This is a genomic window from Sorangium sp. So ce394 (genome assembly GCF_051474665.1).
Classification (GTDB): domain Bacteria; phylum Myxococcota_A; class Polyangia; order Polyangiales; family Polyangiaceae; genus Sorangium; species Sorangium cellulosum_D.
This window is the reverse complement of sequence record NZ_CP150339.1, coordinates 10,332,389-10,351,793: the sequence shown is the minus strand read 5'-3', so window position 1 is coordinate 10,351,793 and position 19,405 is coordinate 10,332,389. Positions and strand designations below refer to the sequence as shown.

General features: G+C 71.3%; 15 protein-coding genes. 7 read left to right on the top strand and 8 right to left on the bottom strand.

Features of this window, described 5'->3' with window-relative positions:
* Window positions 1-68: 68 nt before the first annotated feature.
* Window positions 69-716, bottom strand: coding sequence for a TetR/AcrR family transcriptional regulator (locus WMF33_RS38200; protein WP_437333217.1), 648 nt, complete (start codon window positions 714-716; stop codon window positions 69-71).
* A 100-nt stretch (window positions 717-816) separates the two neighbouring features.
* Here WMF33_RS38200 and WMF33_RS38195 point away from each other — a divergent pair, with 100 nt between their 5' ends.
* The 3 genes from WMF33_RS38195 (at window position 817) to WMF33_RS38185 (ending at window position 5,091) form a co-directional block, all read left to right on the top strand.
* Window positions 817-1,080, top strand: coding sequence for a hypothetical protein (locus WMF33_RS38195; protein ID WP_437333216.1), 264 nt, complete (start codon window positions 817-819; stop codon window positions 1,078-1,080).
* Window positions 1,077-2,111, top strand: a complete 1,035-nt coding sequence (locus tag WMF33_RS38190; RefSeq protein ID WP_437333215.1) for a DUF6268 family outer membrane beta-barrel protein — start codon at window positions 1,077-1,079, stop codon at window positions 2,109-2,111. The genes WMF33_RS38195 and WMF33_RS38190 overlap by 4 nt, the downstream gene beginning before the upstream one ends.
* Window positions 2,112-2,256: 145 nt before the next feature.
* Window positions 2,257-5,091, top strand: a complete 2,835-nt coding sequence (locus WMF33_RS38185) for a serine/threonine-protein kinase (protein WP_437333214.1) — start codon at window positions 2,257-2,259, stop codon at window positions 5,089-5,091.
* A 4-nt stretch (window positions 5,092-5,095) separates the two neighbouring features.
* Here WMF33_RS38185 and WMF33_RS38180 read toward each other — a convergent pair whose 3' ends face one another.
* Entirely contained in the window at window positions 5,096-6,736 is a 1,641-nt protein-coding gene (locus tag WMF33_RS38180) for a sigma 54-interacting transcriptional regulator (RefSeq protein ID WP_437333213.1), read from the bottom strand.
* A gap of 335 nt (window positions 6,737-7,071) precedes the next feature.
* Here WMF33_RS38180 and WMF33_RS38175 point away from each other — a divergent pair, with 335 nt between their 5' ends.
* Complete coding sequence (locus tag WMF33_RS38175; protein ID WP_437333212.1) at window positions 7,072-8,355, top strand: serine hydrolase domain-containing protein; 1,284 nt, start codon at window positions 7,072-7,074, stop codon at window positions 8,353-8,355.
* A 135-nt stretch (window positions 8,356-8,490) separates the two neighbouring features.
* On the opposite strand, the gene WMF33_RS38170 is transcribed toward WMF33_RS38175, so the two are convergent.
* Window positions 8,491-10,017: a hypothetical protein gene (locus WMF33_RS38170; protein ID WP_437333211.1), complete on the bottom strand. Its 1,527-nt coding sequence runs from the start codon at window positions 10,015-10,017 to the stop codon at window positions 8,491-8,493.
* Window positions 10,018-10,240: 223 nt separating this feature from the next.
* Here WMF33_RS38170 and WMF33_RS38165 point away from each other — a divergent pair, with 223 nt between their 5' ends.
* Window positions 10,241-10,624, top strand: coding sequence for a nuclear transport factor 2 family protein (locus WMF33_RS38165; protein WP_437333210.1), 384 nt, complete (start codon window positions 10,241-10,243; stop codon window positions 10,622-10,624).
* A 319-nt stretch (window positions 10,625-10,943) separates the two neighbouring features.
* Here the strand turns inward: WMF33_RS38165 and WMF33_RS38160 are convergent, their stop codons facing one another.
* Window positions 10,944-12,395, bottom strand: coding sequence for a peptidoglycan DD-metalloendopeptidase family protein (locus WMF33_RS38160; RefSeq protein ID WP_437333209.1), 1,452 nt, complete (start codon window positions 12,393-12,395; stop codon window positions 10,944-10,946).
* Entirely contained in the window at window positions 12,392-12,730 is a 339-nt protein-coding gene (locus tag WMF33_RS38155; protein WP_437333208.1) for a hypothetical protein, read from the bottom strand. The genes WMF33_RS38160 and WMF33_RS38155 overlap by 4 nt, the downstream gene beginning before the upstream one ends.
* A 560-nt stretch (window positions 12,731-13,290) precedes the next feature.
* Between WMF33_RS38155 and WMF33_RS38150 the strand changes: the two genes are divergently transcribed.
* Window positions 13,291-13,434 (top strand): hypothetical protein, encoded by a 144-nt coding sequence (locus WMF33_RS38150; protein ID WP_437333207.1) that lies wholly within the window; start codon window positions 13,291-13,293, stop codon window positions 13,432-13,434.
* Between the two features lie 45 nt (window positions 13,435-13,479).
* On the opposite strand, the gene WMF33_RS38145 is transcribed toward WMF33_RS38150, so the two are convergent.
* The 3 genes from WMF33_RS38145 to WMF33_RS38135 all read right to left on the bottom strand — a co-directional run bounded on the left by WMF33_RS38145 (window position 13,480) and on the right by WMF33_RS38135 (window position 17,861).
* Window positions 13,480-15,774 carry a substrate-binding domain-containing protein gene (locus WMF33_RS38145; protein WP_437333206.1) on the bottom strand — a complete coding sequence of 765 codons (2,295 nt, stop codon included), beginning with the start codon at window positions 15,772-15,774 and terminating at the stop codon, window positions 13,480-13,482.
* A gap of 233 nt (window positions 15,775-16,007) precedes the next feature.
* Window positions 16,008-16,778 carry a TVP38/TMEM64 family protein gene (locus WMF33_RS38140; RefSeq protein WP_437333205.1) on the bottom strand — a complete coding sequence of 257 codons (771 nt, stop codon included), beginning with the start codon at window positions 16,776-16,778 and terminating at the stop codon, window positions 16,008-16,010.
* 135 nt (window positions 16,779-16,913) lie between these two features.
* Window positions 16,914-17,861, bottom strand: a complete 948-nt coding sequence (locus WMF33_RS38135) for a hypothetical protein (protein WP_437333204.1) — start codon at window positions 17,859-17,861, stop codon at window positions 16,914-16,916.
* Between the two features lie 258 nt (window positions 17,862-18,119).
* On the opposite strand from WMF33_RS38135, the gene WMF33_RS38130 reads away from it, so the two are divergent.
* The gene (locus WMF33_RS38130) at window positions 18,120-19,373 is read left to right on the top strand and encodes a hypothetical protein (RefSeq protein WP_437333203.1); all 1,254 of its coding nucleotides are present in this window, start codon (window positions 18,120-18,122) and stop codon (window positions 19,371-19,373) included.
* Window positions 19,374-19,405 lie beyond the last annotated feature (32 nt).

Genomic DNA, 19,405 nt, shown 5'->3' with positions numbered 1-19,405 from the left:
GCGCTCGCGCGCCGCCGGGACACCCTCCCTCGTCGCCGGGGCCCGCCCCCTCGGGTGACCCTCGCCGATCACCCGCGCTTCGGCCGCTTGCCGCGGGCCGCGGGCGCCTCGGTCTCCGCGGGCGCCAGGGTCTGCCGCGCCAGCTCGCGCGCGTAGGTGACGCGGTCGGCCGGCGAGCCGAGCGCGCTCAGCCCCTCGTAGAGCCCCGCGAAGAACCCCGGGAACAGGACCGCCGAGAGCGCGGCCACCACGCGGCGCGCCGCCGCCCGCTCCTCCAGCCCAGGCACCGCCGCCCGGACGACATCGCGCAGGCGCACGACCACCGGCGCGAAGAGCGTCGGGAAAGGACCGCTGTAGTCGTCGGCGTGAAACGCGTCGTGCAGGTGGGCCCGGCTCAGGTTCGGGAAGCGCAGGCAGCCCTCGAGGAGGTAGCCGAGCAGCCCGCTGAGCGCCTCCATCGGATCGTCGGGCATCCGGGCGAGGAACTCCTCGGTGTGCTCGAGCATGTTGCGAATCGACACCTCGAGCGCCGTCGCGAGCAGCGCCTCCTTCGACCGGAAGTAGTAGTTCACCGCGGCGATGTTCACCTCCGCCGCCGCCGCGATCCTCCGCACCGTCGCCTGCCCGACGCCGTGCTTCTCGATCTGATCGATCGCGGCGGCCACGAGCCGCTGGCGTGGATCGTCCGCGTGGGCAGGGGGGTCTCGGTCGTTCATACGCTTGTTTGAAACAAACCTTGACAACGCGCCGTACAGATGTCAATGATTTAAACTTTCGTTTGAATCGTTTGTTTTGTAAGGCGCCGGAGATGCATCGATGATCGATCGACGGAGGTCCCTCACCCATACGGCGGTCGCGGGCAGCTCGGCCGCGCTCGGCTGCGCGCCGGGCCATCGTGGGCTCGACCAGCAGGTCGCGTTCGCCTGGTTCCACGGCGACGACGCGCTCGCGAAGGGCCAGGCGGCGGGCGTCTGGCACCGCTGCGAGCTCATCGGCCAGCCGGTGATGGACGCGGCCCGCTGGTATTTCCTGGCCCAGGCGCGGCTCTTCGACTGGCTCGACGAGCGGGTGACGCGATGAGGCCCGCCGATCGCGCCGCCGCGCGCTCCGCGGCGCAGCTTCGAGGAGGCGCCCCCCGCCGGATCGCGCGGACCGCGCGGCTCCTCGCCCTCGCGGCGCTCCTGTGGGTCCTCGCGCCGGGCGCCGCGTGGGCCCAGCTCCCCGACCTCGCGGACCTGAGCGCGCAGTACATGCCGGGCGCCGCGCTCGAGGACCCACGCCCGACGCGGGCGCAGGTCACGTCGTACGAGGCGAGCGTCAACGTGCCCCTCCCCCTCGGGCAGAAGACGTTCCTGATCCCGGGGGCGATGTACCACGTCGAAGCGGTCTCCTACGCCGACGCCTTGCCCGGCTTCGACCAGCTCCGGGCCTTTCACTCCGTCGATGTCTCCGTGCTGTTCGTCCAGCTCCTCCCCCGCGACTGGTCGCTCTCGCTGCGCGTCGCGCCCGGGCTCGCGGGCGACTTCGAGGGCTTCGACGGCGGGCTCGCCCGCATCAGCGCGCTCGGGCTCGTGACCAACACGATCTCGGAGCAGCTCGTGCTCGGGGGCGGCGCGCTCGCGTCGTTCAGCTTTGGCACGTTCCTCCCGCTGCCGGCCGCCTACGTCGACTGGACGCCGACGCCGTACCTCCGCCTCGAGGCCTTCCTCCCTGGCTTCGCGACGGCGAAGCTCCTGTTCTCGGATCGCGTCGAGCTCGGCCTGCGCGCGGACCTGGCGGGGAACGCCTACGCGGTGCGCGACGCGCGCGTCGCGGGCGCGTGGCCCTGCGCCGCCCAGCCGGCCGACGACCCGGCGACCGAGCCCGACGAGCGGGTGGCGCGGCCCGAGCGGTGCGTCGATCACATCGCCTATTCGGTCGCGACCGCGGGCGTGACGCTCGGCGTGCGCGCCTTCGGGACGGTGTGGCTGACCGCTCAGGCGGGCCACAGCCTGTTCCGTCGCTTCGAGCCGATGAACGCCGACGACGACGGCATCCCCGGCGAAGGGCAGAGCATCCCGAACGTGCTCTTCTTCCGCGCCGGCGCGACGTGGCGTATTCCGAAGAGCTGAGGCGCGGCCGGCCGCGATGGCTCCACCAAGCGTCCAGAGGGGCAGTCTCCCCTCGCGACGCCGCGGCGTGGGGGCGAGGCGCACACCAGGCGCCCCCGGCGCCGGACCGTTGATGGCGGCTCGACCCCGGTGCATCCTCCGCCTCATGCGCCCGGGAGAGGTCATCGACAGCCGCTTCGAGATCGAGCGCGTCGCGGCCTCCGGCGGGATGGGGACGATCTACCGCGCCGTCGATCGAACCACCGGGGCGCCGGTCGCGCTGAAGCTCCTCGGCCAGCCCGACCGGAGCGCCGCCCACCGCTTCGAGCACGAGGCCCGGATCCTCGCCGAGCTCGATCACCCGAGGATCGTCCGCCACGTGGCCCACGGCGTCACCCCCGACGAGGTGCCGTACCTCGCCATGGAGTGGCTCGACGGCGAGAGCCTCGCGCAGCGCCTCGCCCGGCAGAAGCTCGACCTCGAGGAGAGCCTCGCGGTGCTCCGCGCGACCGCCGAGGCGCTCGGGGCGGCGCACGCGCGGGGCATCGTCCACCGCGACATCAAGCCGGGCAACCTCCTGCTCGTCGGCGGCGAGGTCGCCGGCCTCAAGGTGCTCGACTTCGGCATCGCCAGGACGAAGCGCACCCTCGGCGCGCTGACGCGCACCGGCTCGGTGATGGGAACGCCGGGCTACATGGCCCCCGAGCAGGCCACCGGCGACCGCGACCGCCTCGACGCGCGGGCCGACATCTTCTCGCTCGGCGCCGTGGTCTTCGAGTGCCTCACGGGCAGGCCGGCGTTCCAGGGCCAGCACGTGATGGCCCTGCTCGCCAAGCTCCTCATGGAAGACCCGCCGCGCGTACGGCACCTCCGCCCCGAGCTGCCGCAGGAGCTCGACGACTTCGTCGCCCGCATGCTCGCCAAGGACCCCGAGCAGCGGCCGCGCGACGGCTCGGCCGTGCTCGAGGCGCTCGACGCCCTCGAGCGCGATCCGAGCAGCGGCCTGGCCGCGCCGCCCGTGCTGTACGAGGCGATCACCACGGGCGAGCTCCGGCTGCTCTCGATGGTGGCCGCGAAGGAGCTGCACCCGGCCTCGTGCGACGGCTCGGCCAACACCCTCGTCGCCGCCATGCCGGGAGACCTCACGCGCAAGCTCCACACGAGCGCGCAGCCGTTCGGCGCGCGCGTGGACGCGCTCGCCGACGGGACGATCGTGCTCTCGATCGCCGGCGTGGGCGACGCGGTCGAGCAGGCCGCGCGCGCGGCGCGGTGCGCCATGAAGCTCGGACAGATCTTGCCCGACGCCTCGGTCGTGCTCGCGACCGGCCGCGCCGAGCACACCGGCAGCCTCCCGGTCGGGCCCGTCATGGACCGCGCGGCCGCGCTCCTCGCCCTCGCCGAGCTCGAGGCCCGGGCGCGTCCGGAACGGAAGCCCGATCCGGTGCGGATCGACGACGTCACCCGGTCGCTGCTCGACGCGCGCTTCGAGATCGAGGCGGCGCGGTCCGGCACGTTCTTCCTGCTGCAGGAGCGGGAGGTCGGCCGGTCGGCGCGGACGCTCCTCGGCAAGCCGAGCCCCTACGTCGGCCGCGACCGGGAGCTCCGGAACCTGCGCGAGCTCCTGGAGGACAGCTTCAGCGGGCCCGAGCCCCGCGCCATCCTGATCACCGGGCCGCCGGGGATCGGCAAGTCCCGCCTGCGCTACGAGCTCATCGAGGTCCTGCGGGAGCGGCACCCCGAGATCACCGTCGCGGTCGGCCGCGGCGACTCGCTGAGCGCCGGGTCGCCGTTCTCGCTGCTCGGCTCCGCGCTCCGGGGCGCGGCCGGGATCACCGGGGGCGAGCCCGCGCCGGCGCAGCGCGAGCGGCTCCTCTCGCTGGTCGCGCGCGCCCCGGCGCTCGGCCCGGGCGACAGGACGCGGATCGCCGCCTTCCTCGGCGAGATCGTGGGCACGCCGTTCCCGAGCGAGGCCGACCCGCGGTTCCAGGAGGCGCGGCAGAGCCCGGCCCTCTTGGCCGACCAGATCCCGCTCGCCTACCTCGACTTCATGGAGGCGGCGTGCGCGGCGGGGCCGTACCTGCTCGTGCTCGAGGACATCCAGTGGGGCGACGCGGCGTCGCTCAAGCTCATCGCGCGGGTGCTCCGGGAGCTCCGCGACCGGCCGTTCGCGGTGCTCTACCTGGCGCGCGTCGAGGTGCGCAAGGTCTTCCCCATCCTCTGGGAGGGCAGCGAGGTCCACGAGATGACGCTCGGCGCGCTCCCGCGCCGCGCCGCCGAGGAGCTCGTGCGGCAGATGCTCGGCGACGGCCTCCCGCCCGCGGAGGTCGCGCGCCTCGTCGAGCGCGCGAGCGGCAACGCCTTCTACCTCGAGGAGCTCATCCGGGCGGTCGCGGAGGGGCGCGCGGACCGGCTGCCGGAGACGATCCTGGGCATGGTGGAGGCGCGGCTCGAGGCGATCCCCCCGGAGGCGAGGCGGCTGCTCCGGGCGGCGAGCGTCTTCGGCGAGACGTTCTGGAAGCAGGGGGCGCTCGCCCTCCTGGGCGACGCCGGCGGCTCGACCCTCGCGGTGGACTGGCTCCCCTGGATGCTCCAGCGCGAGCTCCTCGAGCGGCGCGAGCAGAGCCGCTTCTCGGACCAGGAGGAGTACGCGTTCCGGCACGCGCTCATCCGCGACGGCTGCTACGCGATGCTCCCGGACCACGATCGCGCGCTCGGCCACAGGCTCGCGGCCGAGTGGCTCCTCCAGGCAGGGGAGCACGACGCCAAGGTGCTCGCCGAGCACTTCGAGCGGGGGGGCGAGCCGCGGCTGGCCGTGGAGTTCTACCTGCACGCCGCCGAGCAGGCGCTCGCCGGGAGCGACTCGGCCGCGGCGAGCGCGCTTGCGGAGCGGGGGCTCGCCCTGGGCGCGGAGCGGGACGTCGAGGCGGCGCTCCGCGGGATCCGCGAGGGGGCGACCAGCACGCTCCGCAAGGGCGGCGCCGCCCTCTCGTCCAGCTCGTGAGCGCTCAGGGCGACCGCTTGCGCGGCCGCGGGATGCCGTACGCGTCGATGCGGTTGATCAGCGTGCGCAGCGAGATGCCGAGGAGCTTCGCGGCGCGCGTCTGGTTGCCGGCGGACTGCTCGAGCGCCTCCAGGACGCGCTGGCGATCGACGGCCCTCATCTCGAGCCGCAGCCGCTCCATCTCCTCGGAGTGCGGCGTCGGCGTGGGCGGCTCCGCGGGAGGCCCGGCGCCCTCGGCGCCCTCGCCCGGCGGCCCCCCGCGCGCCCGGGCGGCCTCCCCGGCCGGCGGCGCCGGGGGAGCCGGCGGCGGCGTGGAGCCCCTCGGCGGCGGCGTGGAGCCCCTCGACGGCGGCGCGGGGCCGGCCGGCGGCGCCGGGGGAGCCGGCGGCGGCGTGGAGCCCCTCGACGGCGGCGCGGCGTTGCTCAGGGGTGCCGGCCCGCTCAGCGGCGGCGCGGAGCCGCTGAGCGGGCCCGCGCCCCCGCTCGTCAGGTGCGGCGGCAGATCGGCGGGCTGGACCGAATCCCCCGCGCACAGGACCGCCGCGCGCTCGATCACGTTGCGCAGCTCGCGCACGTTCCCCGGCCAGGCGTACGCCTCGAGGACGGCGAGCGCCTCCGGCGAGAGGCGGGGCGCGTTGCGCTGCTCCAGCTGCCGGCACGCCTCCTCGAGGAACCTGTCGGCGAGCGGGCCGATCTCGGCGACCCGCTCGCGCAGCGGCGGGACGATCAGCGAGATGCCGTTCAGCCGGAAGTAGAGGTCCTGCCGGAAGGTGCCGCGCGCGACCTCCGCCTCCAGATCGCGGTTGGTCGCCGCCACGAAGCGCAGATCGATCCGCCGGGGCGTGCGGCCGCCGATGCGGAGCACCTTCCGGTCCTCGAGGACGCGGAGCAGCTTCGCCTGGAAGGCGAGCGGCAGCTCGCCGATCTCGTCCAGGAAGAGCGTCCCGCCGTGGGCCGACTCCAGGAGGCCCGGGCGCGCCTGGCTCGCGCCCGTGAAGGCGCTCTTCTCGTGGCCGAAGAGCTCGCCCTCGAGGAGCGACGGCGGCAGCGCGGCGCAGTTCAGCTCGACGTAGGGGCCGCTGGCCCGCGGTGACCGCGCGTGGAGGGTCCGGGCGAGCACCTCCTTGCCCACCCCGGTCTCGCCGAGGATGAGCACGCTGATGAGGCTCCGCGCGGCGCGGGCGGCCTGCTCGTAGAGCGCCAGCATGGCCGGGGCCCGCACCACGACGTCCGCGGGCGCGCAGCAGTCGGGCGCCGCGGCGGCCTCCGCGGGCGCGCGGCCGACGACGATGGTCGTCGCGCCGAGGTTGAAGCGCTCGCCGATGCCGATCTCGGCGCTGTCCCGCGACAGGCGCCGCAGCCGGTGGGTCCGCGCCGTCACCCCCGGGAGCTGCTGCTCGCCGACGAAGGTGCCGTTGGCGCTCCCGAGATCCTCGATCCGGAGCGGGGGGCCGACGTGGAGGACGGCGTGCCGGCGCGAGACCGAGCGGTCCTCGATGCGCACGTCGCACCCCTCGTCGCGGCCGAGGACGACGCAGCCGCGGGGCGGCAGGGGGGCGAAGGCGATCGTGCTGCCCGCCACGATCGCGAGCCGGAGGGTCGTGCAGGAGCCCCGCGCATCGCCGCCGGGAAAGCCTTCGTCCACGAGCACATCCTACGCGGGGCCGCGCATCGATCCGCACGAAGATCTGCACGAATGATGCAAACCCGTGCAGGTCGTTCGGATCGTGCAGGCGGATGCACGACCCGCGCGCCGGTCGCCGGAGCGAACGGACGGCACCGCCGCAAATTGCTGGGTTCGCCGCCCGGCACGCGTCCTGCTCCACGCTCCACGACCGCTGAGAGCGGCGATGACGACCTCGATCCCACAGCGCGCGGAGCGCCTCCGAGCGGCCTCTGCAACGGCGCGGCTTGGCCCCCACGGATCGCGGTTCGCCACCCCACGGATCAGGAGCGATCATGTGCACTGAGCATGGATCTTTGAATCGCAGGCGTCTTCTCCAGGGGCTGGGCCGCACGGCGGCGGTGGCTGCGTTCGCGCCATCGGTCCTGTCGGCCCGGGTGGCCGAGGCGCACGCGCCGATGCATGCGCCGGTCTACGACAGGCTCGTCCCCGGGCGGCCCGAGAGCGTGGGCCTGAGCTCGGAGCGCATCGAGGACGTCTTCGCGAGAATCCAGCGCCGCGTGAACGACGGCCTCTTCCCGGGCGCGGTCGCCCTGATCGCGCGGCAGGGGAGGATCGTGGGGCACCGGGCGTTCGGGACCCGGGTTCGCGGCGCGCACGAGCCGGTCACGCTCGACACGCTGTTCGACCTGCTCTCGATCACCAAGGTCCTGGCGACGGCCACGTCGGCGCTGATCCTCGTGCAGGACGGCGTCCTGCGGCTGCACGATCGCGTCGCCGACTTCGTGCCGGAGTTCGCGGCCAACGGCAAGCGCCGCATCACCGTGCGGGACATGCTCCGGTACGCGGCCGGCCTGCCGATGGACGCCCCGTTCCTGGAGGATCCGGACGACGAGCGCGTCTGGCGGCGGATGGCCGAGTCGCCGCTCGAGTACCTGCCCGGCACGCAGGTGCTCTACAGCGATCTCACCTACCGGCTCCTCGGGCGGGTGATCGAGGTCGCCGCGGGCGTGGATCTCGACACCTTCGCGAAGGAGCGCATCTGGGGCCCGCTCGGCATGCGCGACACGACGTTCAACCCGTCGGCGGCGCTGATCCCGCGGACCGCGGCCACGGGCTACTCCGAGATCCGGGGCCGGGTGGTCCGCGGCGAGGTGCAGGACGAGCAGGATTATGCGCTCGGCGGCATCGTCGGCTGCGACGGCGCCTTCTCGACGGCGATCGACATGGCGGTCTTCTGCCAGATGATCCTGAACGGCGGCAGGTACGGCGGCGTCCGCGTCTTGAGCCGCAACGCCGCCGCGGCGATGGTGAGCAACCAGACGCCCGAGGTCTCGGCGGCGGAGACCGATGTGTCCCCGCTGTCCAACCTGCTGTCGACGCCCAAGGGCTATGGCTGGGAGCTCGCGACGCGCCGCTTCTCCAGCGGTGGGATGCGCCTCTCGAGGGGCTCTTACGGAAAGGCGGGCGGCGCGGGGACCTTCATGTGGATCGACCGCAGCCGCGAGCTGTTCGGGATCCTGCTCACCAACCACGGCTTGCCGAACCCGTTCGACGAGATCGGGTGGAGCCGGATGCTCGACGCGGTCGGGACCGGGGAGTTCTTCGACGGCATCATCCAGGCGGTCGTCGACGAATAAGGGGCGCGGGCTCTCCCGGTGAGGGCGTGAACGGGGACGGCGGGGCGGCGGTCCAGGCGCGGCGCTGCGCTGCTCGCGATTGCGCCCGGCTTGGGCCGCTGTCGCCGGTGGGGCGGCGCGGGCTGCGCCGCCGGCTCAGGGCGCGGCCACGGCGGTGATCTCCCCGGTCGTGTACAGCGCGGAGGTGTCCCACGCGAGCCCGGGCGCGAGCGGCAGGGCGATGCTCACCTCCGCGAAGGTGCCTGTGAGCTCGCCGCTCCAGCCGAGCAGGGCGATCGTGTCGCCGGCCTGGAACGACGCGGCGTCGTCGGCCGGGACCACCTCCAGGACACCGCCGAGGCTCACGTCCCCGTCCACCTCCAGGAGCGGCGCGGCGCCCGGGCCCGCGACGGCGATGCGCAGCGCGGCGCTCGGGCCCTGGCGGTAATCGCCGGCCACGCCCGTCGACGGGTACGCCTCTCCCACGGAGAGCTCGCCGGCTTGCGCGTTGACGAGATCGCCCACGAAGCTGCCGGTGCTCAGGCGGCCGCCGGCGAAGTCGAAGTCGCCCTCCTCGACCTCGATGGCGCCCGCGTCGAGCTCCCCGCGCACGAGGCGCACCACGGGGCCCGGGCCGGGCTCGGCGCCCTCGCGGAGCGGCGCAGTCCGGAGGAGGCCGCCGATGCTGACCTGGCCCCGCCGCTCGATGAGGAGCGACGGGGACGTCGCCCACGACGCGAAGACCGTCACGTCGCCGCTGTTGCGCCAGGACGCGTAGGGCTCGTTCACCCGGACGAACCCTCCGCCGAACTCGGAGCGGATCTCCGTGTCTTCCGTCACGAGGCTCCCATAAGCGCCGACCGTGAGCTCGCCGTAGCCCACGCGCCCGACGCGCAGGAGCCCCTCGTTGGTCCAGGTGGCGCCCCAGCCCCTCACGATCGCCGAGCTCGACGCGTAGAGCGGCGAGGAGGCGTAGGTCTCGATCCGCGCGCCCGCGGTGAAGACCTGGGCTCCCTGCTCGACGAGCAGCGTCCCGTGGCCGTTCGCGCCCAGGTTGAACACCCCGGTGTTGACCCACCGCGTCGCGGAGCCCGTGACGGTCACCTGGCCCTCGCAGACCGGGCACGTCGCGATGTAGGCGTTGTTCGAGAAGAAGCTCCCTCCCTGCTTGATCTCGACGCGGCTGATCCCCTCCGCGTGACCGATGTTCGCGCTCGTGCACGTCAGGGAGGCGTCGTATCCCTCGACGAGCACGTACCCTTCGGCCAGGTAGCCGCCCCCGCCGACCGTGAAATCGTACGTGGTCACCTGCGCGCCTCGCTGCACGAGGAGCGATCCGCGCGACTCGGTGCGGAGCGAGAGCGCGAGTTGACCGTTGTTGATCCATCGCGATCCGTATCCGACGACCTGGACCGTTCCCCCCGAGCCGACGCCCGCCGCCACGGCGGCGCCGGCGCTGATCAACGTCCCCCGGCGGCTGACGATCACGTCGCCGGAGGTCGGCTCCGCGGTGGTGCTCGCGCCGCCGATCACGAGCGCATTCGACCCGAGGTCCCAGGGGTCGCTCGGAGCGGCAGGCATCACATCCCCCGAGACCGTCACGTCTGCATGGGCCGCCCCCGCCAGGCCCACCGAGGCTGCCGCGAGCCATGCCGAGAATGCGTATCGAGCTTGCTGGTTCATGCGCTGTGCCTCCCCAAAAGAAAATTCTCTGCACACGGGATCGTTCCTCACCCCGCGCGCCCTGGCGACGGGAACGCTGTGGGCACGGTGACCCGCAGCGCAAGCTCATGGATGGCGCTCCCCGCTTCCGCAAGCCCTCGGGCAGATAAACACAGGCGCGCCATCGTCATCCTCGCGCCCCGCGGTCCTATGCGCGCGCGCCGCGGCTCGGTACCCTGACCCGATGACAGAGGCCGAGGTTCGTCAGTTCGTGGAGCGTTATTTCCACACCGCCTTCAACGACACCGAGGAGGCCTTCGCGGCCCTCTTCACGCCCGAAGGGGTCCTCGAGGATCCCGTGGGCACCCCGCCGCTCCGCGGGCGGAAGGCCATCATCGGCTTTCTCCGCGCGGCCAAGCCGAAGATCGAGCGCGCGAGCGTGCAAGTCCGCGAGATCATGGCCTGCGGGGACGAGAGCGCGGTGCGCTGGTCGCTGGACCTGCGGACCAGGAAGGGTGATCACGTCGCCATCGAGGGGATCGGCAACTTCGCGTTCGGCGAGCAGCGCCAGCTCCGCCTCGTCCGGGAGTTCTACGACGTGGAGCTCCTCCGCAAGATCACCGCCTGATCCCGAGCCCTCGCCGGGGCCCTCGCGGTGACCCGTCCGGCGCTATGGTCAGCGCCATCTCAACAGCAAGCCCTTGGGTGGATTGACGCAGGCCGACGAACGTGGTCGTCGCGCCCCGCGCCAGGCCGGCTCTGCTCGCCGCGCTCAGCGCGCTACAGTCTGGGACGTCGACGGCCATGGTTCCGTCCTGCGGATATCGTGGGCTCCCTGGCCTACGAGAGCCCCAGGCGCTCGCGCGCGGGTCGCAGGCTCGCGGCGGAGCCCGAGCAGGGAGAGATCCTGAGGCAGTCATCACCTCCTTGACGAGCTCGACGGCATATCATTGAATCACGCCTTTCCATATGTCCACGCTGTCTCTGTTTGCTCGAGCGCCGCCGAAAATATAGATGCTGTTTCCGAGCTTCTCGACGGCGAACAAAAGCATGGGCTCCGGCAAGGCGCCTGGGCTCGTGCACCACTGTCCCGATTTGATATCGAAGACATTGATCGAGCTGGTGGGCGTCTCCGCGTTCTCTCGTCCGCCTAGCAGGAGAACGCTGGAGCCGTGCACAACCGCGCGTGAACCGTAGCGGTAATATGGGAGCGGCGGCAGGCTCGTCGTCCAGTCGTCGGTGTTGGGGTCGTACATCAACGCCGATGTAGACCCTAAGTCTTCGCCTGTCGCTGTGGAAAATACGTATATCTTACCCTCGTAGGCGACAGAGGTCGGTAGATCGAGCTCCGGAGGAGGGATCGGTGTCAAGACGGACCACGTGAGCGTCTCGATATCGAAAGCCGTCGCCTTTTCCACCTCGTAATTGAAGCCCCCCATGAGATAAATCTTGCCGTTTGCGGCGGATGTCGCTGGGAAACGACGAGGGTGTGGGTTCAGCGTGTGAGAGACCCAGGAGTCCGTGGCCTCGGTCCATGTCATGGCGTAGGCGCTCCTGTCAAATATCATCCCGTCGCCGAATGCGTACAATGTGCCTGTCACGGAGATGGCGGCGCCGTTGCTAATGGAGTGTGGGAGCAAGCTTAGGTCATGAAGAGAGCCGTCTGCTGGATCGTACAGCCTGTGATTGAGGTATCGCGAGCCTCCAAATATGTGAATCTTGTCGCCCAGGGCAGCGGATACCATCACATCTTCAGGTTCGGGCATTCTGCCTGCGACCTGCCATAGAATGTTAGGTCCGCATGGTGCAGGTGGCGCACCAGGCGGGAGCGGCGGGTCGTCGGCCCACCAGCGCTCGGCACCCATGGTTCCAGGGTTGCTGGAGATGTTAGGGTACTGGTCGACGGTGTCGTATATATCATATGGATCCTCTCTACACCACGACTTCATGCACGGGCTCTCGTTCATGACTTCGAAATGTAAGTGGACGAGTCCATTGGCGGCGCCGGTCTTCCCCGCTTGCCCGATCGAGTCGCCTGTGTTCACATATCCGCTGTTCTTCGCGTAGGACTCCAGGTGCGCGTAAAGTGTGTAAAATGTCTGCTGTTGGAATGAATGCCTTATCACGCACACGTTCCCGTATCCTGCGTAGGTTCCATTGGGGTGACAGGTTATCTGCCCCTCGTAGGCCGCCGTGATCGTGAACGCCAGCCATTCATTGGCCCGGCCTTTCTTGAAGTCTATCCCCTGATGGCTCTTCTTGGGATCGAAGTTGTAGTGCCAGCCTTGCACGATGCGCACATCGTCCTGAAACGGTAGCTTGAGCACCTTCGGCGAAGCGAAGGCTGTCGACGCATGTGTCAGGCTGATGAGGAGCGTCCATAGCATGTGTCGCGTCATGGTGTCTCTCCGCCGTCTGCTGCGATCGATGTGCAGAATTGTTCGATGGTCTTGCGGTCCGCGGAGCTGAGCTCTGCCAGGTTCGTGTATGAGCCAACGATGGATATTGGAAGCTCTTTGCTTATGTAGAATATTACTTCGTTTGGAAAGGCTCGTTTGTTGCTCACTGTCCATGTTCCATTGCTCAGCGAGACGCTGGTCGCGCTGCTTGTTTCGTATAGTGAGGTTCTGTGAGGGAGGACGGTGACTACCAATGCTTCGGGAAGCGCCTCCGCCATACCTGCGTGAGGAGGCGGAAAGGGCGCCGCCGTGACGACGCCGTCCTCGTGTGCCACGTGCCATCCTTCAGGGTGGCGAAACCTGAGTGACTTGCCCCCGATGAAGTTCTGAATTGGAGCGGGAGTCGCCCATCCGGGTAGATCGGCGGTATCCTCGGTCGTGGAACGTTCCTTCCCGCTGCAGCCCGTCACGAAGCCGAGCGTCACGGTCGTAAGACCTATGGCGGCACATGATGGAATCGTGACAATATGCCTTTTCCACATCTGTTACCTCGCGCTCTGTGGCAGACGCGTCGAAATGACCGCCGTCTGCCGTGCCCCTCTTCCCAGCGAGAGTAAGTGTGATCCTCTCACGAGGGCAATGACCGCGAGGCCAGCGTGGCGGCTTCGCCGCAGCCGGAGCCGCCGCGCGGCAGGCGCACCCTCGCAGACGATGAAGTTGATGAAGCCCCTTCGGTGGGCGGGCTGGCCACGCGGTAGGCATCGGCAAGATGCTGCCCGACGCGCGGGCAAGATCGTCGCTGAGGGCCCCCGGCTGCCGTTCTCGATGTCGAGCACCGCGACCTGCGGCTCGGGGGGCAGCGCATCTGCGACGCGGAGCCCGGGATCCTGGGGATGTGCAGGTCGCCGGATCTGCGGACCAGGAAGGGCGATCACGTCGGCATCGAGGGGGCGGCGACTTCGTGTTCAGCGAGCAGCGAAAGCTCCGCCGGGCGCGGGAGTTCTACGACGTGGAGCTCCTCCGCAAGATCATCGCCTGATCCCGAGGCCGGCCCGAGGGCCCTCGCCGCGCCCGGCCCCGGCGATCATGCGGTGCGCGCCGCGCCGCGCCGCGCGCGGGCCGGGCGGAGGCCGCCTGTCGTCAGCTCGTGCAGGACGCCCGCCAAGGACGAGTACGTCGATAGATCGCCGAGCTCCACGTCCACGAGGCTCCTGGCGATCTCGGGTCGCATGCCGACCAGGATGACGCGCGCGCCGAGCAGGGCGACCGCGCGGCTCGTCTGGCCGAGCGCGTGGGCGACCTGCGCGTCCACGGCCGGCACGCCGGTGATGTCGAGCAGCACGAACCGCGCCTCATGCCGGCCCACGCCCTCGGTCACGGCCGTGAGCACCTGCAGGGCGCGGTCCCGGTCGATCGCGCCGACCAGCGGCACGAGCAGCACGCCGGGCAGGAGCGGGATCAGCGGGCAGCCGAGCTCGCGGACCGCGTCCGAGAGCGTGCGCTCGGTCGCGTAGGCGGTCTGCAGCTCGTCGTTCTTCGCCGAGAGCGACTGGACGAGCTCGTTGCGCTCGAGGGCCGCGGCGAGCTGCGACGCCCAGATCCCGACCGTGCCCTCGTCGCCGGTCAGCTCGCGGAGGGTCGGCCCCATGAGCGCCAGGATCCCCCAGTCGTGCTGGACGGTGCGGATCGGCAGGAGGAGCATCATGAGCGCGCCGCTCGCGGCCGAGGGGGGCAGCAGCTCCGCCGGCGGAAACGCCTCCAGCCGATAGCGGCTGCCGATCGGGGGCGTCGCGCTGCCGTCGCGGCTGTAGGCGCCGGCGACGACGAGCGTCGTCGCGTCCTCCCGGAGCGCAAGGCAGCCCCAGATCGCGGGCGTCTTCGCGAGCCAGGAGAGCGAGAGGGATTCCTGCTGGGAGCCGCTGAGCAGCGACAGGCCCACCTCATAGTTGGACCTCACGAGCATCCCGAGCTGCGCGACGGCGTCCGTCTCCACCGTGAGCCGAGCCCGGGCGATCGAGAGGTGCACGCTGTCCAGGAACGCCGCGACCCGCTGCGCGGACCCCGCGTCTCCACCCAGCCGCTCGCGGCGCCGCTCGTAGGACAGGCGGAGCAGGCGGACGATCGCCATCAAGGTGCCGATATCCGGGGTGATGCCGATCGCCTGCTGGTAAGCGCGCTCCAGCTCCTTCGCCGGGGGGGGCGCGGTGCCCTCGATCGCCGCGGAATACCCCGCGAGCACCAGGGCGACCCCTGGCCATACGGCGGCGGGCGACGTATCGGGCGCGAGGCGCTGGGGCGCGAGGAGCAGCTCGACCATCCGCCGGTCCAGGTCGCCGCCCTCGTCCTCCCCGGACGACGCGTCCTCGTCGAGGAGGCTCTGGATCACGTTGCATCCGCACGAGAGCCGCTGGATCAAGGTGGTCGGCGTGAGCACGAGATCGGGCGGGGCGGTCTGGCCGGCGAGCATCGACACGACGAGATTGCACGCGGCGCTCCCCATCATCTCGAACCGCTGGCGCACCGTGGTCAGCGGCGGGTCCATCGCTTGCGCGTCCGGCACGTCGTCGAAGCCGACGATCGCCATGTCCTCGGGGATACGGAGGCCCGCCGCCTTCAACAACGGCATCATCCCGAGCGCGTTCTTGTCCGTCCCGAAGACCGCCGCCGTGCACGCATGCCGCTTGGCGAGGAGCTGCGGAGCGGCGTTCTCGCCGCCGGTATACCAGTTGTCGTCGCTCCGGATGACCAGCTCGGGATCGAACGGTATCCCCGCCTCCGCGAGCGTCTCTCTGTAGCCTTCGAAGCGAACGACCACATCGGATTCATGGAAGCAGCCAACGAACGCGATGCGCCGGTGCCCGTGCTCGATCAGATGGCGCACCGCGCTCCGGATCCCGCTGCGGTTGTCCGGGATCACGGACGGGCAGTTGCCCTGGTGGACATGGGTGCCGACCACCACGAGCGGGACCCGCTCAGCGGCGAGCTGCTCGATGCCGCTCACCCCGATGACGACGATCCACCCATCCACCTGCTCTCTGGCGAGCGAGGGGGCCTGGAGCGTGGCGGGCGTGCCGCGCAACACAAGCGTCCGACAACCGCGCTGCTGCGCTGCCTCGTGGATGCCCTTCAGGACAGGGTTCCAGAACGAGCCGTCGAGATAGGGGGTGATAACGCCGATGGTATATGCACGGCCCGTTCCACGGACACCCGCTCCGCGGAGGGGTGGCGCTGCGGGGCGGCCCGCATCGCGCGTCGAGCGGCCGGCCTCTTCTCCCGTGGCCTGTCGTCCGGCCGCGCCGTCTCCCTGGTCCGAGCCGCCGGGTTGGCTGCCCGGCGGCTCCGGCGACTCGACGTCACTGCTCCGGCTAGCTTGAACCATCGCCCCGCTCTCCCTGCTCACCGCCCTGCGGCTGCGCTGCCTCGTGCATCCATACCATGATCTGGATGGGCGCTTCTGCTGCGCGTCGGCGTCGAGAGCGCCGCGCGTGTGGCCCTCAGGGCCGTCAAGCGACCGAGCAGCACGGAGAAGAGCGACGCCATTTCGATAGCGTATCGGTCCTGTCGACGGCCTCGAAACGAGCCGCGCGCGCGTGGCGCTGGTCGATCTCTGGCTTACATCGCGCTCCGCCCCGCTCCCCGCTTCGAACGCTGCGCCAGGAAGAGCACGAGCGCGATGGCGACCGTCATCGCGCCCATGCCGACCCACACCGCGGGGGGCGCGCCGCGCAGGAAGTCGAAGACCTTCGGACCGAAATAGGCGGTCGCCAGGAGGGGCAGGACGTACCCGGCCAGCGAGCCCCAGAAATGGGTCCAGAACGGAACCCTGGAGACGCCGAAGAACACGTGGAGCATGGGCGGCATCCAGAAGACGAGGCGGAGCACGAACACCGTGAGCCAGGCCCGCTTCTCCAGCGCCTCGCCATAGGCGCGGAAGCGCGCCGGCACCCGCCTCGCTACCCAGTCGCGCGCGACGAAGCGCGCGAACGAGAAGCCAACGACGCTCGCCGCCATGGTCCCTGCCATGGAGAGCGCGAACGCCGTCGGCCATGGCCAGATGAGCGGCGCCGCCACGATGAACACCGTACCCGGCACGCCGAACGGCTGAAGCGCGGCGTACGCCGCCACGAACGCGACGTACCCCCACGGCCCGAGCTCCACGAGCGCCTGCTTGACCCGCGCGGGCTCGCCGAAGGTCTCGAACACGCCCGCGCGCTGCGCGACGACGAGGAGAGCGGCCACCGCCGCCACGGCGCCGAGCCTCACCCCGCGGAGGGCGCGGGCGCCGGCGACGTCGGGCGGGACAGGCGAGGTCGAGGCAAGGCCCGCGGCGCTGGCGCCGCCTGGCTCGAGCGCGCGATCGGCCGGTGAATGGGACTGCCGCACTCGACAGAATTGACACTAAGGGTCGATTTTGTCAAATTCTGGAGATCGACAGGGTGACCTTCCGTTGTCGATCTCGTCGTCCGTGAGCGAGACGAGCGCCGCCCCGCGCGGCGTCATCCGCGCGGCGCTACCGCATCACGTGCCGCAGCCGGCGCGCTCCGCCCCGAGCGCGAGATCGTCGTACCACATCGTCTTGGCGCCGCCGTGGTACTTCTCGAACCCGAACTTGAAGAGCTTGTAATCGTACGGACCCCAGTCCGTGACGTGCATCGCGTCCACCTCCTTGCTGTCCACGAACACGCGCACCTCCCTGCCCGGGCCGTCGTAATAGAACTCGAGGCAGTACCAGGTGTTCGCGACGAGCTTCACGCCGCCGGAGCACGTGTACATCCCGCCGTTCGAGAGCTTCTCGGCGTCGTCGCTCTTGCGGTTCAGCTCGAGCTGGCACTGGTGCTCGCCGATGCGGATAGCCTCGCCGTCGTTGGGATCGCCGGTGCCGGACACCGCCGCGACATAGGTGTTGTGGCCCATCTGGATGTCGGTATCGCTCTTGAGGTAGACCCTGCCCCAGAACTTGCTCGGGACGGCGACGCCGAGCATCTGGCTAAAGTCTGTGCCCGACACCTTCACCGAGCCCGTCCCGCTGTGACCCGTGCTGTCCAGCTTGACGTAGTTGCCCATATTGCTGCGCTGGTATTCGGGGAAGAACTGGAGCTCGGAAGGCAGCGAGCCCCCCTCGAAGTCGGAGCAGAAAATGCTGCACCCACCGGAACCCGTGCTGCCGGTCGACGTGCTGCTCGTGACGTCGCTGCCCCCGGTCCCCGTCGTGGCGCCGCTGGTGCTGGTGACGCTCCCGGTGGTGGTGCTTCCGGTGGTGACGCCGCTGCTGGTGACGCCGCTGCTGGTGACGCCGCCGCTGGTGACGCCGGAGGAGGTGCTCCCCGGGCCCGCGGGGCCGCCACCGGCGCCGCCGGCGCCCCCGCCACCGTCGTTTCCGGAGCTCGAGGTACCGCCGCAGGCGGCCGCCGCGGACGCAAGCGCAAGCGCAGCAAAGAAGGCAAAGGAACGAGCCGAGAAGGACATACTGGAGATCTCCTCAACAAAGGGCGCAGAATGGCCCAAGCGATGCTTGCGACTCTACCAGTGAACCCCGCGCGTGTCAGGCACAACCGGAGGAGTGGGCCGCGCCTGCGCGGTTGCGGGCGTGCAGGCGAGGCGGCGATGCGCGCGACCGCGCGCGCACAAGCGGCCTTCGCCGGGCACGGCCGGCCGGCGCATGCGGTCTCGCGCGCGCCGCGCGGCGGCGATCCTCCCCGGTCGAGCTGAGCCGGCGGTCGCGACATGCCGTCTGCTTCCCGGCCCCCCTTCGAGCTCACGAGCCCGCGCGTCGCGTGGCGTTACGAGGCCGTGGGCCGCGTCCTCGGGGGCGTCGCGCTGCTCCCGATCGTGGTGCCCCTCGTCGGCAGCACGATGGCCGTCGTCTTCGCCGAGGTGCTGGACGACGGGAGCCTCAAGCGGACCGCGTTCGGCACGCTGGCCCTGGTCCTGCTCGGCGTGCTCCTCGCCTTCGTCCTCGCCCTGGCGAGCGCCTTGCTCAGCACCACCGCCTTCGGCCCGAGGCGCCCCGTGCGCGTGTCCGCCGGGGCGGCCGGGCTGCGCCTCGCCCGCGGCGCGACGGAGCGCTCGATCCCGCGCGCCACGATCGTGTCGGGCCTGCTCTTGACCGAGCCGCGCGTCCGGGTCGAGCTCCACCTGCGCGGCGGCCGGGTGCTCGAGGTGCAGGTCGCGCGGGAGCGCGACGGCGAGCGCCTGCTCGCGGCGCTCCGGATCGGCCCGGCGGAGCGGCGCGTCGCGGTCTCGCTGGGCGGCGTCAACCGCGAGCTCGTGGCCGGCTGCGTCGGCCTGCCGGGCTTCATGGTGCTCTGGGGCGGCGCGCTCGGCGCGATCTCCAGGCCGATCTTCGGCAGCGCCGCGCTGGCGGTGGCGTGGCTGGCCCTCAGCCTGGGGTCCACCTGGCTCTTCCGCCGCGCCGTTCGCCGCACCGAGGTCGTGGTGGGCAGCGACGGCGTGCGCGTCGAGCGGCCGTTCTCGAGCGTCTGGCTCCCCTATACCGAGCTCACCGCGGTGCAGGCGCGCGGCGATCGGCTCGTGCTCGCGCGCCGGCGCGGCGAGCCCGCGGTCGAGCTCGAGGCCGGGGAAGACCTGACCGAGGCGCTCGCGCAGCGCATCCGCGAGGCGCACGCGTCCGCGGTCGGCAGCGCGGCGCCGCGCGGCGCGGAGGCGCTGGAGCGGCGCGGCCGCGACCTCGCGGCGTGGCTCGACGACCTCCGCAAGCTCGTCTCCGCCGGCGACTACAGGGCCACGGCGCTGAGCCCCGAGGACGTGCTCCACACCCTCGACGACGCCGACTCTCCGCCGGATCGCCGGCTCGGCGCGGCCCTGCTCCTGCGCATCGCCGGCTACCCCGAGGCGCGGGACCGCATCCGCGTTGCCGCCGAGGCCACGGCCGACGACGCGCTCCGCGCGGCGCTGGAGCACGCCGCCGAGGAGGAGGTCGACGACGCCGCGCTCGCGCGAGCGCTGCGCCGAGCTTGACCGCGCGCGCCGCGCCCAGCTCGCGCCGCGGA